The organism is Actinoplanes sp. CA-252034, from assembly GCF_050956125.1.
Taxonomy (GTDB): Bacteria; Actinomycetota; Actinomycetes; order Mycobacteriales; family Micromonosporaceae; genus Actinoplanes.
Genome location: NZ_CP191846.1, coordinates 4,966,562 through 4,983,308, shown reverse-complemented (window position 1 = coordinate 4,983,308; position 16,747 = coordinate 4,966,562). Strand labels below are relative to the sequence as shown.

General features: G+C 72.8%; 14 protein-coding genes and 1 pseudogene. 4 read left to right on the top strand and 11 right to left on the bottom strand.

The genetic code is table 11. The annotated features are described in order from the left end of the window. Position 1: 1 nt before the first annotated feature. Entirely contained in the window at positions 2-1,393 is a 1,392-nt protein-coding gene (locus ACQPZW_RS22580) for a polysaccharide biosynthesis tyrosine autokinase (RefSeq protein ID WP_433796910.1), read from the bottom strand. 100 nt (positions 1,394-1,493) lie between these two features. Here ACQPZW_RS22580 and ACQPZW_RS22575 point away from each other — a divergent pair, with 100 nt between their 5' ends. Together ACQPZW_RS22575 and ACQPZW_RS22570 are read left to right on the top strand one after the other, a co-directional pair. Further along, positions 1,494-3,227 (top strand): polysaccharide biosynthesis protein, encoded by a 1,734-nt coding sequence (locus ACQPZW_RS22575; RefSeq protein ID WP_433796909.1) that lies wholly within the window; start codon positions 1,494-1,496, stop codon positions 3,225-3,227. 217 nt (positions 3,228-3,444) lie between these two features. Continuing rightward, positions 3,445-8,361 carry a DUF4011 domain-containing protein gene (locus ACQPZW_RS22570; RefSeq protein ID WP_433796908.1) on the top strand — a complete coding sequence of 1,639 codons (4,917 nt, stop codon included), beginning with the start codon at positions 3,445-3,447 and terminating at the stop codon, positions 8,359-8,361. A 75-nt stretch (positions 8,362-8,436) separates the two neighbouring features. Here the strand turns inward: ACQPZW_RS22570 and ACQPZW_RS22565 are convergent, their stop codons facing one another. The 3 genes and pseudogenes from ACQPZW_RS22565 to ACQPZW_RS22555 form a co-directional block, all read right to left on the bottom strand. Further along, positions 8,437-8,775, bottom strand: a complete 339-nt coding sequence (locus ACQPZW_RS22565) for a hypothetical protein (protein ID WP_433796907.1) — start codon at positions 8,773-8,775, stop codon at positions 8,437-8,439. A 44-nt stretch (positions 8,776-8,819) separates the two neighbouring features. Then, positions 8,820-8,987 (bottom strand): annotated as a pseudogene (locus tag ACQPZW_RS22560) (X2-like carbohydrate binding domain-containing protein); the annotation flags it as partial. A gap of 120 nt (positions 8,988-9,107) precedes the next feature. Beyond that, entirely contained in the window at positions 9,108-10,052 is a 945-nt protein-coding gene (locus ACQPZW_RS22555) for a hypothetical protein (RefSeq protein WP_433796906.1), read from the bottom strand. Positions 10,053-10,273: 221 nt separating this feature from the next. Between ACQPZW_RS22555 and ACQPZW_RS22550 the strand changes: the two genes are divergently transcribed. Then, positions 10,274-11,395 (top strand): glycosyl hydrolase family 8, encoded by a 1,122-nt coding sequence (locus ACQPZW_RS22550; RefSeq protein WP_433796905.1) that lies wholly within the window; start codon positions 10,274-10,276, stop codon positions 11,393-11,395. Here ACQPZW_RS22550 and ACQPZW_RS22545 read toward each other — a convergent pair. Beyond that, positions 11,377-11,613 (bottom strand): DUF4229 domain-containing protein, encoded by a 237-nt coding sequence (locus tag ACQPZW_RS22545; RefSeq protein WP_433796904.1) that lies wholly within the window; start codon positions 11,611-11,613, stop codon positions 11,377-11,379. The genes ACQPZW_RS22550 and ACQPZW_RS22545 overlap by 19 nt on opposite strands. Before the next feature lie 64 nt (positions 11,614-11,677). Here ACQPZW_RS22545 and ACQPZW_RS22540 point away from each other — a divergent pair, with 64 nt between their 5' ends. Further along, on the top strand, positions 11,678-12,205 hold the full coding sequence (locus ACQPZW_RS22540; protein ID WP_433796903.1) for a VanZ family protein: 528 nt from the start codon (positions 11,678-11,680) through the stop codon (positions 12,203-12,205). On the opposite strand, the gene ACQPZW_RS22535 is transcribed toward ACQPZW_RS22540, so the two are convergent. The 6 genes from ACQPZW_RS22535 to ACQPZW_RS22510 form a co-directional block, all read right to left on the bottom strand. Further along, complete coding sequence (locus tag ACQPZW_RS22535) at positions 12,181-12,699, bottom strand: hypothetical protein (protein WP_433796902.1); 519 nt, start codon at positions 12,697-12,699, stop codon at positions 12,181-12,183. The genes ACQPZW_RS22540 and ACQPZW_RS22535 overlap by 25 nt on opposite strands. A gap of 72 nt (positions 12,700-12,771) precedes the next feature. Beyond that, positions 12,772-13,377, bottom strand: coding sequence for a lytic polysaccharide monooxygenase auxiliary activity family 9 protein (locus ACQPZW_RS22530; protein WP_433796901.1), 606 nt, complete (start codon positions 13,375-13,377; stop codon positions 12,772-12,774). A 240-nt stretch (positions 13,378-13,617) separates the two neighbouring features. Further along, a complete protein-coding gene (locus tag ACQPZW_RS22525; RefSeq protein WP_433796900.1) occupies positions 13,618-14,028 on the bottom strand; it encodes a S26 family signal peptidase in 411 nt (136 codons plus the stop codon). Continuing rightward, positions 14,025-15,857: an ABC transporter ATP-binding protein gene (locus tag ACQPZW_RS22520; protein WP_433796899.1), complete on the bottom strand. Its 1,833-nt coding sequence runs from the start codon at positions 15,855-15,857 to the stop codon at positions 14,025-14,027. The genes ACQPZW_RS22525 and ACQPZW_RS22520 overlap by 4 nt, the downstream gene beginning before the upstream one ends. Then, positions 15,854-16,384 carry a hypothetical protein gene (locus ACQPZW_RS22515; RefSeq protein ID WP_433796898.1) on the bottom strand — a complete coding sequence of 177 codons (531 nt, stop codon included), beginning with the start codon at positions 16,382-16,384 and terminating at the stop codon, positions 15,854-15,856. Before ACQPZW_RS22515 ends, ACQPZW_RS22520 begins: the two co-directional genes overlap by 4 nt. A 71-nt stretch (positions 16,385-16,455) precedes the next feature. Continuing rightward, positions 16,456-16,662, bottom strand: coding sequence for a hypothetical protein (locus ACQPZW_RS22510; RefSeq protein WP_433796897.1), 207 nt, complete (start codon positions 16,660-16,662; stop codon positions 16,456-16,458). Between the last annotated feature and the right edge of the window lie 85 nt (positions 16,663-16,747).

Sequence of the window (16,747 nt, the reverse complement as noted above, 5' to 3'; positions counted from 1 at the left end):
ATCACGCCGCCTGCATCGTCCATCCGCCCCGGCCGCGCGGTGACGGCTTCGGGCCGGACGGGTACGTGTCGTAGGTGGGGATCGCGTCCGGGCCCTTGCCGGCGACCATGTTGAGCACGCAGCCGAGCAGTGTCGCGTTGACCGCGTGCAGGGCCCGGACCGCGTCGGTGACCTGCGCCGAGGTCGTCCGGCGGGCGCGCACCACGAGCAGGGTGCCGTCGGCGCGGGCGGCCACCACGGCGGCGTCGGTGACCGGGAGCAGCGGCGGGCAGTCGAAGATCACCACGTCGAACCTGCGGCGTACCTCGTCGACCAGCTCGGTCATCCGGGGTGAGCTGAGCAGCTCGCTCGGGTTCGGCGGGGTCCGGCCGCCGGCCAGCAGCCACAGGCCGGCGCCCCACGGTTGCAGGGCCTGCTCCAGCGGCGCCGTGCCGTCCAGGACCGTGCTGAGGCCCGCCGCGTCCTCCCGGCCCAGGAAGGCGGCCAGGCGGGGGTGGCGCAGCTCGGCGTCGACGACCAGGACCCGCTGGCCGGCCTCGGCGAAGAGCAGGGCCAGCCCGCAGGCGGTGGCCGACCGGCCCTCACCGGGGACCGCGCTGGTCACCGCGATGGTCTTCACCGACTGGGCCGCCGCGGCGCACTGCACCCGGGTCCGGATCTCGCGCAGCGCCTCGGTCCGGGGCGAGGCGCTCGGGGAGACGAACGGCCCGGCCGGGTCCATCGGCACCCGGCCCAGCACCGGGGCGGACGTGAGGATCTGCAGCGTCTCGGCGTTGCGGACGGTGTGGTCGGCCACCTCCCGGGCGACCGAGGCGATCGCGCCGACCACCAGGCCGGCGACCGAGGCGAGGGCGAAGTTGTTGAGGGGGTTCGGGGCGACCGGGTCCTCGTCCAGGGCCGGGCCGGAGACGACCGTGACCTTCACCGACGACGGCTCGGCCGGACCGGGCCGCTCGAGCTCCTGCACCGCGGCGGCGAAGCGGCGGCTGAGCCGGGTGAGCAGCAGCAACGTCCGGTTGCGGTCGCGGTCCTCCACGGCGACCTTCATGATCACGGTGTCCGGGACGATCTCCGCGGAGATCGACTCACGGATCTCCTCGAGGTCCAGGTCGACACCGGGCGTCCCGGCGAGCGGCTTGGCGACCTCGTCGCTGGTGAGCAGCTCGGCGTAGGTGGACAGGCGGCTGCCGCTGAACATCGACGCGCCGGGCATGTCACCGGCCCCGCCGCCGGGAGTGGAGAAGAAGAACGTGACCCGGGCGGCGTACACCGGCGTGGTGTAGAGGTTGACGAGCATGGCCACGCCGAGCGCCAGGACCAGCGAGGCGGCCAGCAGCCACCGGTTGCGTCCGGCGACACGGAGGTAGTCGCGCAGGCCCACCGAGACCCCCATTCCGCGGCTAACCGCCACGATAGGGCTACTAATCGTGCGAATACCTTGAATCGGAAAAGTTGGTTTTTATCATAATGCGACCCTTGCTACGCTGCCGGACATGAGGGGCGCTCGCCTGCTGCCGCTGCTCGTGGACGGCGCCGCCTGGACGGTCGGGCTCCTCGCGGCCGTCCACGCCCGCTTCGACTTCCTCCCCGGCCACCGCTACCTGGCCGGTACCTTCGCCATGATCGCGCTCGCGGTGGCGCTGCAGGCGACCATCGGCCACACCCGCCGGCTCTACCGGGGCCGCTACCGGTTCGCGAGCTTCGAGGAGGTGCACGGGGTCGCCACCACCACGGCGGCGGTCGCGTTCGTCCTGACCATCGCCGGCATGCTGCTGTCCCGCCCGCTCGTGCCGGTCGGCGTGCCGGCCGCAGGCGGCGCGATCAGCCTGGTCCTGATGATGGGCGCCCGCTACCTACGCCGCGTCCAGCTGATCCACCGGCTGCGACCGGACCGCCGGACCGCCGCTCCCGCGGTGCTGTTCGGGGCCGGATCGGCGGGGGCGCTGCTGATCCACTCGATGCTGCACGACCCCAAGGGCCGCTACCTGCCGGCCGGTCTGATCGACGACGACCCGGGCAAACGGCTGCTGCACATCCACGGCGTCCCGGTCCTGGGCGGGCGCGACGCCATCGGCCGGGCTCTGGCCGACACCCGCGCCGAGGTGCTGATCTTCGCGGTGGCCAACGCGGACGCCGGCCTGGTCCGCGAGATCCGCGACCGGGCGCTGGCGGCGGGCGCCGCGTTCAAGGTGGTGCCGTCGGTCAGCGAGCTGATGGACCAGCCCGTCGAGGTCGGCGACATCCGCGAGGTCCAGGTCACCGACCTGCTCGGCCGTCATCAGATCGACACCGACCTGACCTCGATCGGCAGCTGCCTGACCGGCAAACGGGTGCTGGTGACCGGGGCGGGCGGCTCGATCGGGTCGGAGCTGTGCCGGCAGATCCACCACTTCCGGCCGGCCGAGCTGCTGATGCTGGACCGGGACGAGACGTCGCTGCTCGCCGTCCAGCTGTCGATCGACTCGCAGGCCCGGCTCGACGACCCGTCGGTGATCCTGGCCGACGTGCGCGACGCCGGGCGGATGCGGGAGATCTTCCGGTCCCGGCGCCCGCAGGTGGTCTTCCACGCCGCCGCACTCAAGCACCTGGCGCTGCTGCAGCGCTATCCGGCCGAGGCGATGAAGACCAATGTGATGGGTACGCTCAACGTGCTCGACGCTGCCGGCTCGGTGGAACGGTTCGTCAACATCTCCACCGACAAGGCCGCCGACCCGACCAGCGTGCTCGGCTACTCGAAACGGATCACCGAGCGGCTCACCGCGTGGACGGCCCGGCACAGCGACGGGACGTTCCTGAGCGTCCGCTTCGGCAACGTGCTGGGCAGCCGGGGCTCGGTGTTCACCACGTTCAGCACCCAGATCGCCGAGGGCGGCCCGGTCACGGTGACCCATCCCGACGTGACCCGGTATTTCATGACCACCCAGGAGGCGGTGCACCTGGTGATCCAGGCCGCGGCGATCGGCGCCGACGGTGAGGCCCTGGTCCTGGAGATGGGCGAACCGGTCCGGATCGCCGAGGTGGCGCACCAGATGGTGTCGCTGTCGCGCAAACCGGTCCCGATCGTCTACACCGGGCTGCGCGAGGGCGAGAAGCTCACCGAGACGCTGTTCGGCGCCGGCGAGGTCGACCGGCGGCCGTTGCATCCGCTGATCTCGCACGTCGAGGTGCCGCCCGTCGACCCCAACCACCTGATCCCGCTCCCCTCCGGAGCCGACCCCCGGTTCTGATCGCGGCCCTGGCGGAGACGTGCGCCCTGCCGGCGCCCACCGAACCGCCGCGCGACGACTCCCCGGGCGGCGGTGACGACTCCCCGGGCGGCCGTCACGACGAGTCGCCGGGCGGCCGTCGGGAAGCGCCCGCCGGGGCGCTTTCTCCGGAAAGCCGACAAACGCGAAGTATCTGATTCTCCCGCGCGAAAGCGTCTCGTACTGCTGCAATCGGGGCATGGGATCCCGGGGTGACGACGACCGGCCCGAGTCGAGGCCGGCACGGGCCGGCGTGCACGCGGCCTTGCGGGCCTGGCGTGACAGCCTGATCGATCTCGGCGACAACAACCGCCTGATCAACTTCACCGGCGGCAGCGCCGATCTCGTGGAGATCACCGCTCCCGACGCCGATCAGGTGGTCGCCGCGCTCACCCGGGGCATGCCGTGCCCGCTGGGCGGACCGGGCGGCGGCGAGGCGGACGACACGACGTTCCGCACCGAACTGCCGGACCGTGCCCTCGGGCCGATGCTGCGGCGGATGATGCGCCGGGCCCACCAGGAGCACCTGGACCGTGGCGTCGCCGTGCTGCATCTGGCGTTCGGGCTGCTGCACTGGCGGCTGGCCACCGACGACGAGGACGCCGACAGCGAGACCACCAGCTACGCCAGCCCCCTGCTGCTGCTCCCGGTCGAGCTCGTCGCCGGCGAGCAGGGCGGCCATCCGGGCCTGCGGATGCGCGACGCCGAGCCGGTGCTCAACCCGGCGCTCGTGCTGCGACTGCGGCAGGCCGGTATCAGCGTGCCCGAGCCGGAGCCGGGCGCCGAGCTGAACGTGTCCCGGCTCTGGCAGACGTTCACCGACACCGTGGCCCGCCGCAACGGCTGGCACATCGAGCGGTCGGTGACCCTGACCTGCCTCACCTTCCACAAGGAGGCCATCTACCGGGACCTGCAGGAGAACGAGGAGCGGATCCTGGCGCACCCCGTGGTCCGCGCGCTGGCGACCACCGACCAGCGGCGGCAGACCGAGCAGTTCCGCTTCACGCCGATCAGGCCGGAGGAGACCGACCGGCTCGCCCCACCGGAGGACGTGCCGCTGGTGCTGGACGCCGACTCGTCACAGCGCGCGTGCGTGGCCGCGGCGCTGGCCGGGCAGAGCTTCGTGATGGACGGGCCGCCCGGCACCGGCAAGTCGCAGACCGTCGCCAACATGATCGGGGCGCTGCTGCACGCCGGGAAACGGGTCCTGTTCGTCTCGGAGAAGGTGGCCGCGCTCGACGTGGTCCGCAACCGCCTCGCCGAGGCCGGGCTCGACCGGTACCTGCTGGAGCTGCACGGGCAGAAGGCGGGCCGCCGGGAGGTCGCGACGCTGCTGGCCGCGGCGGTCGACGAGGTCCCGGAGCCGGCCGGCGAGGGGCCGTCGGTGGACCGGGCCGCTCTGCGCGAGCGCCGGGAGCGGCTCACCGCCTACGCGTACGCGATCAACGAGATCCGCCGGCCGCTGGGCGCGAGCGTGCACGAGATCATCGGACGATGCGCCGCGCTGGCCCGGGTGCCCGCCGCGCCGGTGCCCACGATCGCCCCGAGCGCGCTCACCCCCGACGCGATGCACCGCATCCACGAGGCCGTCGACCAGCTGTCGCGCTCGTGGCGGGCGATCGCCGGGGGCGACACGCTGCTCTGGCGTGACGTGACGATCCGGGAATCGCTCGACCCGGCGCTGAGCCGCGCCGAGAAGGCCCTCGCCGCGCTGGCCCGGATGGCCCGGACCGCCGACGCCGCCGCCACCGCGTTCGGGCTGCGCGGGCCGTCCGACGCGGCCACGCTGGCCCGTCTGGCCGACCACGCGGGCACCCGGCCGGAACACGTCGCCGACGCCTGGTTGACCGCCGCCGACCTGGAACCGATCCGGACGGCCGCCGGCCGTCGCGGTGACGCGCTGGCCGCCGCCGCCCACGCCGCCGAGGCCGTCAGGCAGCGGGCCGGCGCGCCCTGGACGGCCCTGCCCTCCCCCGCCGCCCTGCCGGACGTGCCGTCGCTGGAGTCGCTGACCGCCCCGGTCGACCTGGGTGCACTGACCGCGGCCGACGCCGACGAGCTGGCCCTGTCCTTCACGCGAGCCGCCGAGCAGCTCGAGAAGCACCGGCGCGCGGTCGACCGGGTCACCGCCAAGCTGGGGCTGCCGTCGGCGGCCACCACCCGCGACATCGCCCGCGTCGCCACGGTCGTCGAGCTGGGCGCCCGGCCGCACAAGCCGGAACGGTTCTGGTTCGGGCCGGGGGTGCTGGCGACCGTGCAGACCGGGGCGAACGCGCTGCGCCGGGCTCTGGAGGTGCTGGTCGGGGCGGAGATCCAGGCCCGTCCGTACTTCTCCGAGGCGATCCTGGCGCAGCCGGTGGAGGAACTGGCCGAACGGTTCACGCACGTGCACCGGGGGTGGCGCAAGCTGCTGGCGGCGTACCGGCGCGACCGGCGGCAGGTGGCCGGGTTCGTGCTGCCGACCGCGCATCTCGGCGACGCGATCTCCCGGATCGGGGTGGCTGTCGCGTGGAAGCGGGCGCTGCAGGACCTGGCGGCGGCCGAGCACACCTACGCGACCGCGCTCGGCCGCTACTGGCAGGGCCGTGGCACCGACTTCGCCGCCCTCGACGACGCGATCGCGGTGGCCGGGGCGGCGCTCACGGCCGCACCGCCCGCCGCCCTGGAGGCGGTGCTCGCCTACGTCTGCGCGCCGGCGCCCGACCCGACACCGCTGCAGGTGGTCGCCGACGCACGTGACGCCCTGCAGCGGTGGCAGGCCACGTTGCGGCCGGCGCCCTATCCGGCGGCCCGGCCGGAGCTGACGACCGGGCCGATCGACGACGCGATCACCTGGCTGACCGAGCACGGCGTGGCGCTGCGGGCGGCGGCGGAGACGGTCCGGGCGTACGACAAGGCGACCGGGCGGACCCTGGACTACGCCGAGACGGTCCGGCTGGCGGAGTTGCGGGCGGCTGCCGAGTCGGCCACGGCGGCGGCCGGTGGGCGTACCGCGCAGATGCCGGACACCGATCCGGCCGTGCTCGCCGCGGCCATCGCCTGGGTCGCGACCGCGCGGGAGTTCGCCGGTGGGCCACTCACCGACGCCCAGGTCGCCGCGCTGCGTGATCTGCGGCCGCTGCCCCTGCTCGGCGAGCGGGCCCAGGAGTGGGCCGGGGCGAGCCAACTGGTGCTCGCCGGGTTCGGCCCGGCCCGCCAGGCCGACCTGCGGGAGTGCTTCGGCGACTACCGGCGGGCGGCGGCGCTGCTGCGCGCCATCCGCGACGACAGCAGCGGCCAGGAGGAGTGGTTCGCCTGCCTGGACGCCCGCGACGTGCTCACCTTCCACGGCCTGGACGCGGCCGTCGAGTTCTGCGCCGATCAGGGCGTCGACGGCGCCGAGGTGCCGGCCGTGCTGGAACGGGCGTTACTGCACGGCTGGGTGGACGCGGTGGTCCGCGGCGACAGCCGGTTGCGGCCGTGGCGGGGCGAGGACCGGGACCGGCTGGTCGCCGAGTACCGGCAGGCCGACGCGAGGCTCGCGCCGATCGCGGCCCGCGACATCGTCGCCGCCGTCGAGGCGGGCCGGCCGGCGGCCGACAGCGCCGGGGCGGCCCTGCTGCGGCGCGAGGCGATGAAGGCCGACCGGCAGCTTCCGGTACGCGACCTGATCTCCCGCGCCCGCGACGCCGTGCTCGCCCTGCGCCCGTGCGTGCTCGCCTCCCCGCTGACGGTCAGCCAGTCGCTGCCCCCGGACATCGACTTCGACGCCGTGATCTTCGACGAGGCATCCCAGGTGACGCCGGCGGAAGCGGTCAACTGCATCTACCGGGGCCGCTCGCTGATCACCGCGGGTGACGACCGGCAGCTGCCCCCGACGTCGTTCTTCGACCGCTCGTTCTCCGCGTCGGGTCTCTCGTCGTCGGCTCCCTCCGCGTCCGGTCTCTCCGTGTCCGACCTCTCTGCGGGCGGTCTGTCCGCGGGCGGCGAGGACAGTGAGGTGCTCGACTTCCAGTCGGTCCTGGAGCTGGCCAAGGCCTGCGGCGCGTTCCCCGGGATGAGCCTGACCTGGCACTACCGCAGCCGGCACCAGGCGCTCGTGGCGTTCGCCAACGACGCGTTCTATCAGGGCCGGCTGAGCACCTTCCCGGCGCCGGCGATCGGCGGGCCGGACACCGGGGTCCAGCTGTTCCCGGTGGCGGGCGTCTACCGCCGGGCGACCGGCCGGGACAACCCGGTCGAGGCGGAGCGGGTCGCCGAGCGGATCGTGCACCACTTCGCCACCCGGCCGCGGCAGTCGCTCGGGGTGGTGACGTTCTCGGTGACCCAGGCCGAGGCGATCGAGCGGGCGCTGGAGAAGATCGCGGCCGGGCATCCGGCGCTGGAGCGGGCGGTCACCGACGACCGGCTGCACGGCTTCTTCGTCAAGAGCCTGGAGTCGGTGCAGGGCGACGAGCGCGACGTGATGATCTTCTCGATCGGGTACGGCTACGACGAGAACGGCCGGATCAGCGCGAACTTCGGGGCCCTCAACCGCCCGAACGGCTGGCGGCGGCTGAACGTGGCGATCACCCGCGCCCGGCACCGGGTGGAGATCGTGACGTCGATCCTGGCACGGGACGTGCCGCAGTCGGAGAACGAGGGGATCCGGCAACTCGCCGCCTACCTGGACTATGTGGAACGCGACGCGGCGGGCGCCGATCCGGGGCCGGACGACGAGGCGGGCGCGTTCGCGACCTCGGTGCTGGAGACCGTCCGATCCTGGGGCTATCCGGCACGGACCGGTCTGGGCACGGCCGGCGGGCGGGTCGACATCGCGATCCGGCACCCCGACGATCCGGCCGGTGACTATCTGCTCGGGGTGCGCTGCGACGGGCCGGGCTACCGGGACTGCCCGGCGGCGCGGGACCGGGACCGGCTCAACGACCAGGTGCTGATGAGCCTGGGGTGGCGTCTGCACCGGGCGTGGGCGCTGGCGTGGTACCGGGACCGGGCCGGCGAGGAGGCCCGGCTGCGGGCGGCACTGGACCGTGCGGCGCGGGGGCGCGTGGGGCGTACCGGAGCGGCGGAGGCTCCGGCCGACCGGGCGCCGTCGGCCCGGCCCCGGGTGCTGCGCTCGGAGCCAGCCCGCCGGTGACCGCTACGCGGCCGTCGATCCGCGCCGGCGAGCCGCGCGCGGCGACCGGCAGCGGGCCACCACGCCCGTATCGGCTCAGGAGCCGGTGACCGTGGCCCCGGACTTCGTGATGAGGTACGTGGTCCGCGCGCGGCTCCAGAAGTGGAAGGTGAGCGTGACCGGGCCGTCGTCGACCTCGGCGAAGAACTCCGGCTTCAGCAGGATCGTGCCGGCCGCGTAGTCGGGCTGGAAGTGGGTCCAGAACTCCTTGAAGGGCGTCCAGTCCGCGGGCCCCGCGTTGGTGCCGTCGGCGTACCGCGCCTCCATGGTGGCCGGCTGATCACCACGGAACTGCGTCGGTATGGCGAAGCCGCCGGTCGTCGCACTGGCCGGGGCGTGAGTCGTTGATCGTACGAGATGATCGTGATGGACCATCGCAGACCTTGGGAGAATCGCAGCTCGATGGTGCTCTTGGCGCCGTAGGCGCGGTCGTCGGCCAGCCGGGTGAGGGCCGCCGCCGTGAGGGTGAGGGTGTTGCCGGAGACCGTGTAGTCGGCGCCCCGGGTGAGACCGGTGACGCCCCGGAACGTCAGGCCGTGGAGGTTGAGGGTGACGCTCTGCGCGGTGATGGCGCCGGACCGCCGCATGTAGAGGATATTTTCGCTCGGGACGGCGAAAGTTTCTCTGCCCGGCACGCTACGAGTGATATTGAAGGACGTCAATCATAAGGGGTGCGCCGTCCGGCGCGCCGGCCACGATCGGACGGCTCAGCCGATCGGGGATCCCGGAAAGGCCGCGACCGCGATCTGATGCAGGAACGGCTGGTGCTGCCAGTGCGGCCCGCCCCGGAGATAGGCGAAGAGCACGGCGTGCAGCGCCGCCGCCGGGCCGGTCAGCATCATCGGCTCGGTGTCCGGGAACGTCAGGACGCACGTGGCGTCCTCCAGGTGGTACTCCATCACCACGGAGTGGTCGAAGCGCAGCCAGCGGCCGTCCACACAGCACCAGGTGGTCGAGGCGGTGACGAGCACCCGGACCGACCGCTGCTCGCGCCACTGGGCGCGGGCCATCGCCGCGGCCCGGGACCGGCCGACGCTGTTGCCGACCAGATTGCCGATCGCCGCGCCGGCCACGAACGCGGGCGACCCGAACGCGACCGTGAAGCCGGGCTGGAAGGTCACGTCCATGCCGTAGTAGCGGGCGTAGCCCATCACCGTGTCCAGATAGACCGGCTCCGGGCTGACGAAACCGGCGGCGAGGACCTGCTGCGGCGGCAGGCCACGGCTGAGGGCCGCGAACGCGTGGACCGCGGTCTGCCGGCCCACCCGGTACGCCACCAGGGCCTGCGGCGCGGGCAGGACACGCCCGAGCCCGTAGCCGAGCGCGTACACCACCAGCGTCGGAGGTGAGCACACGCCGACCACCGCGGCACACCACCACCGGGCGGCGGCGAACGGGTAGCGCCGCCGTCCCTCGGTGATGCCGATGAACAGGGCGACGGCGATGGTGGCGGTCAGCGGCAGCAGCGCGAGGGTCGCGACACCGGAGAGGCCGTACTCGACGGCGCACGGCCCGTCGTACCCCTGCTGCTGCGCCCCCGGATGCGCGTCCGCACACGACTGCCGGCGCTCGACGAGATACCAGGCGAGCGGGTTGAGCGGCATCACCGCGGCGGTGAAGATCCAATATCGGCCCGGCCGTCGCTGTCTCATCGAACTCCCCCGAGTCTCACAAGATCCATGATCTTAGAACCCTGCCTCGGGAGGGCCGGGACGCACTCCGGGTCCGTCGCTGGATGCCCGGCACGCCGGAGAGCCGACGTAGGGTGGCCGCCGTGATCAGGTGGGCCGCGGGGCTTCTTCTCCTGTGTCTCGCCGGGTGCGGGCCGCAGCCTTCCGTCGCCATACTGCGCACACCCGTACCACCGCCGCCCGTGGGCTTCTATCCGCACGACGTCATCCGGCCGTCGGCGAGCCCGGAGCGGATGCGGGAGCGACTGCTCGCCTACTACACCGATTGGAAGACGGCGTTCGTGCGGCCCGGCTGCACCGAGGGGACGCTGCGGGTCCACTCCCCCGACGCGGCGTATCCGGCGATCGCCGAGGGGCAGGGGTACGGCCTGGTGGCCGCCGTGTCGATGGCAACGCTCGACAGCGGGGCACGGGAGCTGTTCGACGGTCTCCTCGGTTTCGTGCTGGAGCATCCGTCCCGCAACGACCCCGACCTGATGGCGGCGGAGCTCGACGCGCGCTGCGCCGAGCGGGCCGGCGGGGACTCGGCGACCGACGGCGACCTGGACATCGCGTACGCGCTGCTGCTCGCCGACCGCGCCTGGGGCAGCACCGGCCGTCACGACTACCGGGAGCTGGCGGTACGCCGCATCCGGGCGATCGAGCGCAGCACCGTGAACCGTGACAGCGGCCTGATGCTGCTCGGCGACTGGAGCACCGAGGGCACCCGCCTGTACGGCACGTCGCGCACGTCGGACTGGAATCCGCTGTACTTCCGGGCGTTCCAGGCGGCCACCGGGGATCCGCGGTGGGCGGCGATCACCCGCGCGCACCTGTCGGCGATCGACCGGCTGCAGCGCCGGCACAGTCCGCGGACCGGTCTGCTTCCGGACTTCGTGCGCGGCGACGGGCCGGCGCCGGTCACGGGCCGGGTGCTGGAGACCGTGCACGACGATGACTACGGGTTCAACGCCTGCCGGACCCCGTGGCGTCTCGGCCTCGACGCGCTGCTCACCGGTGACGCCGTCACGACCGCCGCGGCCCGCCGGATGACAGCGTGGTTCCGGTCGGTGACCGGGGACGATCCGGGCCGGGTCGGATCGGGGTACGCCCTGGACGGCACCCGTTACCGGGCCGACGCCGACAACGCGTTCTGGGCGCCGCTGGCGGTGAGCGCGATGACCGACCCGACCGCGCAGCCCTGGCTCGACGCCCTGTGGGAGCGACTCGCCACGTCGCGGGTCGACCCCCGCGACTACTTCGGCGACACCCTCCAGCTCCAGGCGATGATCATCGTCTCCGGCAACTATCCCCGGCCGGACTGACGGCGCCGCTCCCGGCGCGCGTCGACCGAGGTCACCACCTTCTCGGTGACCTCGAGCCGCTCCCGGCGCAGCAGGAAGAACGAGAGCACCATGCTGACGACGAAGGCGATCAGCACCCGCAACACCAGGTCGAGCCCGAGCGGCGCGACGGTGAGAGCCCCGAAGACCAGCAGGAAATACAGCAGCCGAAGGCCGAGCAGACGAAGAACGGGACGCATGCGCCCAGCGTACGACCCGGCGGCGGGCGCCATTGCGGCGGTGCGGGCTGGGTAGAGTGCGCTGATGCTCGGGGGATGGCACGACTGGTTCGCGACGATCACCGGCGTCGTGGTCGTCACGGTGCTGGCGGCTCCGGTGGCGGGCCTCGTGGTGTGGGGGCTGGCCCGGCGGCGCGGGCAGTGGCGGCGGCCGCTCGCCGAGGTGGGGATCGTCTACGGGACGGTGCCGTGGGTGTGGATGATCCTGCTGCCCGGTGACGAGGCCCGGGTGAGCCTCGTCCCGCTGCGTGACCTGTTCACCGTGTTCGCGGCCGGGCCGGTGACGATCGTCGTGCAGATCGTGGGGAATCTGCTGGTCTTCGCGGCGCTCGGGTTCTTCGGGCCGATCCGGTTCGCGGCGCTGGCGTCGGTGCCGCGGGTCCTGGCGGTCGCGGCGGCCGGGTCAGCCCTGGTCGAGGCGGCGCAGTACGTGTTGCAGCTGGACCGGGTGACCTCGGTGGACGACGTGCTGCTCAACACCGCGGGGGCCGGGCTGGCGGCGCTGGCGTCCCGGCGTTGGTGGTGCCCTCAGAGCCCCGCCGCGGTGTCGTAACGGCTGCGCAGGTCGGTCATCTCCGTCTCGGACAGCGCCTCGGTAAGGGCGAGCCGGGCGTACCGGTCGGGGAACATGTCGCGCAGCCGGTCGACGAACCTGACGTTCTCGGTGGCCTCGACGACCTGGATGCCGGGTGGGTCGGACATCGTGACGATGACCGGGCCGGCCAGTTTGACCGCCACGTCCCATGGCAGCTGCGGCTCGGCGACGCCGCACATGTGGAACCCGTAGACGGTGCGCACGTCGGCGAGCGCGGTGACGTCGGCCGGTTCGTAGCCGTACAGGTGGACGCCGCAGACGACCGCCTGGTTCTGCGGCAGGCTGCCGTGCCCGGCGTGCCGATGGGTGGCCGGGTCGGCCTCCTCGAGGGTGGCGCGCATCCGGGACGTCAGCTGTTGTCGCAGGTCCGGCGGCTCCTCGACGACCTTGAGGGCGACCGCGCCGGCTGACACCGCGAGCAGGGTCACGGCAGCCCAGACATAGCGGTGCATCGCATCTTCTCCACTTCGTGGCCGAGAGGGACCCCCGGCCCGGAGCTGTGGGCCCCGGGCCGGGGGTACGGGTCAGACGAAGTTGACGTCGCTGCACCACATGTAGGCCTGGTCGGTGTGCGAGGCCTGCCAGATGACGAACAGGATGTGCTGTCCGGTGTAGCCCGAGGTGGACACGCTGAACGAGATGTTCTGCGCCGGCGCGTACCGTCCGGTCTGCGTGATGAAGTCGAGGTTGCCCCAGCCGAGCTTCTGGGTGGCCGGGTTGAACCCCTGCTTGCTCACGTAGACACGGAAGTAGTCAGCGCCGTGGCTGGCCTGGTCGTACAGCTGGACGGTGAAGTTGCGGGTCAGGTTGCCGGTGGTCTTCCAGGCGCCGACCTGGTTCAGGCTGTCGTTACGGGTGAGCCCGTTGCTGCACAGCTGACCGTCGGGGGTGCGTGCCTGGAACTGGCCGCCGAGCCCGTCCCGCAGGGCGCTCATCCAGTTCCACATGGTGTCGGGGTTGGCCTGGAACGCCTGCCAGCACATCGGGTCCTGGGTCTGCATGGCGGGGTTCATGTGCTGGCTGCCCCAGGTCTTCCAGCACTGATAGGCGCGGGACTGCGGGTTGATGATGGTGCCGTGGGCCTGGGCCGAGCCGGTCCAGGGCAGGGCGCTGAGCAGCAGAGTCAGCACGACAACGGCTGCCTGGACGGGCCTGCGGGAGCGGCGGGACTTGTGTGGGGGCACAGTTCGTCCTTTCGGTTGGGCCTTCCGGGGAACGGAAGAGCGCTGTCATGGGGGATTGGGAGCGCTCCCGAAAGGATTACATCCAAGTTTCCGAAATATCAACCGATGTCTATCGACATGGCACACTTCCGGTTCCGCCGGGAGGCCTCTTGCGTGGAGGCGGGGCCGGTCGACCGTACATTTTGATCATTGGGGTATGCGGCGGAGAACGACCCCGATGACGTCCGCGGCATGCAGGTAGCCCATCGTGCGGGAATCGGCGCTGCGGCCGGCGTTGTCGCCGAGAACCAGCAGGTGACCGGGTGGGACGGTGGTGTCCGGCACCGGGATGCCGGCCGGGACCGGATCGCCGGGCAGGGCCGCGGCCCGTTTGACCATGAGCGGCGGATCGCCGGGGCCCGCGCCGGGCGGCGAGGCGACGACGACCGCCGCGCCCCGGCGCACGCCGGCCAGGGCGGCACGGCGGACCAGCAGGCGGTCGCCGGGGCGGTAGGTCGGCTGCATGCTGACGCCCTCGACCGTGACCAGCAGCAGCCGCCGGCGTGCCAGCAGACCCGCGGCCGCCAGCAGGCCGGCGGCGGTGAGCAGCCAGATCACTCGGCGCTCGCGTAGCCGTCGGCCTGCATCCGGAACAGGCGCGCGTAGCCCGCGCCGGCGGCCATCAGCTCGTCGTGGCTGCCGCGTTCGCGGACGGCGCCCTCGGCGAGCACGACGATCTCGTCGGCGTCGCGGATGGTGCCGAGCCGGTGCGAGATCAGCACGCTGGTACGTCCCCGCCGGTGCCGCCGCAACCCCTGGTGCAGCTCGTACTCGGCCTCCGGGTCGAGCCCGGCCGTCGGCTCGTCGAGGATGAGCAGGTCACGCCGGTCCCGTAGGAACGCGCGGGCCAGCGCCACCCGCTGCCACTGCCCGCCGGAGAGCAGCACGCCGGTCTCCTCGTTCTCCCGGTCGGCGTCGTCGTACCAGGCGTTGGTCAGCATCGTGCCGTAACCGGCGGGCAGGGCCGCGAGCGCCTGGTGGATACCGGCACGGCCGGCGGCGGCCTCGATCCGCTCCCGGTCGTCCATGGCCGGCAGGTCGCCGACGCCGATGTTCTCGGCCGCGGACAGCTCGTAGGCCATGAAGTCCTGGAAGACCACGCCGATGCGGTCCCGGACCTCGGCCGGATCGAGATCACGCAGGTCCTGTCCGTCCCAGGTGACGCTGCCCCGCGTCGGATCGTAGAACCGGCACAGCAGCTTGACCAGGGTGCTCTTGCCCGCGCCGTTGAGCCCGACGAGCGCGGTCGTCCGCCCGTGCGCGATGGTCAGGTTGACGCCCTGCAGCACCCACGGCTTGTCCGGGCCGTACCGGAACCAGACGTCGCGCAGCTCGATGCCGCGGCGCAGCGGGCCGGCCCGCAGCGGGTGCGCCGGCACCGGCAGATCCGACTCGGCGTCGACGAGTGTCCGATAGTGATCAAAAAGCAGGGCGTTCTCGTGTGCCGAGGCGAACCGGTCGACCAGTCCGCTGCCCGCCGACTGCACGCCACCCACCGCCGCCACCAACAGCGTGATGTCACCGATGGACAGCCGCCCTGCCGCGGCCTGGTGGACCGCCCAGATCAGCCCGCCGCCCGCGACGATCGCGCTGAGCGCCGCCAGCAGGGAGCGGACCCACAGCTCACGGCCGTCCTGGCGGGCCTGCTCGGTGTTGCCCGCCGTCATCTCGCGCAGCATCCGGCTGCGGAACAGCCCGCCCAGCCCCAGCATCCGCAGCTCCTTGGCCGCGTTCAAGCTGGTCAACAGCTCGGCGTAGTGCGCTTCGCGACGGGCGCGCCCGCTGATCTGCCACAGCATCCGGGCATTGCGGCGGTTCAGCCAGAACTGCGCGGCCAGCGCCGGGCCCGCCGCGGCCAGGGCGAACAGGGCCAGCCACGGGTTCAGCGCGAACAGCACACCGACGAACCCGGACAGCATGATCACCGATTCCACCGCGCCGAGGGTGTCGTCGACGAGCTGCCCGGGCCCGGAACGACCCGACTGCTGGGCCATCCGCAGCCGGTCACGGAACTCCGGGCTCTCCATCACGCCGATGCCGACGAAACGGCTCATCGCCTGGTAGAGACGGTCCATCGCCCGGACACCGACGGCACGCAGCATCCGGCCGTACAGGTAGCCGCGGACCGCCGGGACCACCCCCAGGACCAGACCCAGGCAGGCGAGCAACACGGCGGGGGCGGTCAGCGCGGCGATCCCCCGGCCCGCGGCCAACCCGTCGATGAGGGTACGGAGAACGGCCGCCGTCACCACCGGAGCAACCCCGGCCGCGACCGTGACCAGCACATATCCGGTCAGGACGCCCGGCGCTGCGCCGGCGCCGATACGGACGGCCGCCCACAGGTGCCCGGGGATCCGGCGAACCGGAACCGACGTCGAGCCGGTCACGCCGGAACGGCCTCGGGAAGCTCCCGGAAGGCGTTGCCGCCCGCGACGACCACACCGTCGGCGTCGACCAGGCACAGCGCCGGGAAACTGGTCACCGCGAACACGGTGGCCAGCGGGCCGCGCTCCCGCTCGACGACCACGTCGACGTGCGGGGACAGACGTGCCACGTACGGCCCGGAGTCGTCGGCGTCGGTGACCACCACGGCGACCGCGGCCACGCCGGTGCGCTGCCGGTAGGCGACGAACTCGGGGATCCGCTCGTCGCAGGCGCCGCAGCCGATCGAGAAGAAGCCGACGAGCTGGGCGCTGCCCGGCCGCACGCTCGTTACGGCGCCGCCGTCGACGGTCCGCGCGGTCACGGCCGGCACCGACGTCCCGGCCGGGAGGGTCGCCTCCTGGATGACAGCGTCGCGGTCGGCCAGCTTGGCGTCGTGCACCCGCAGCTTACGGATCACGCCGAAGGTGAGCAGCAGGTTGAGTGCCGTCGCGGCGAGGGCCACGGTGACGGCGGCGGTCAGGTAGAGCATGTGGTTCCTCTCGGGCCGGGGTGGGGCGGGACCCGGCCGGGTCCCGCCCCACGCGCCGCAGGAGCGGCGTGTCAGCAGGTGGTGAAGGTGTTCGACCAGGAGCCGCAGGTCGCGGAGCAGTTGCAGCTGTCGACACACCAGCGGCGCTGCTGCAGGTGGCCGACGCAGCGGTACTGGTAGTAGCCCTCACCCGGCCGGCACGGGCAGGCGCCGGCACGCTCCTGCGGAAGGAACGTGGCCAGCATGCGGTCGGCGATCGCGCCCAGCTTCTGTCGCATGTGTAACTCCTTCGTTTACGCTCCCGAGATGATCTCGGCGGGCCGACACTACCCACAGTGGAGGGTCGCCCGCTGTCCCGTCCAT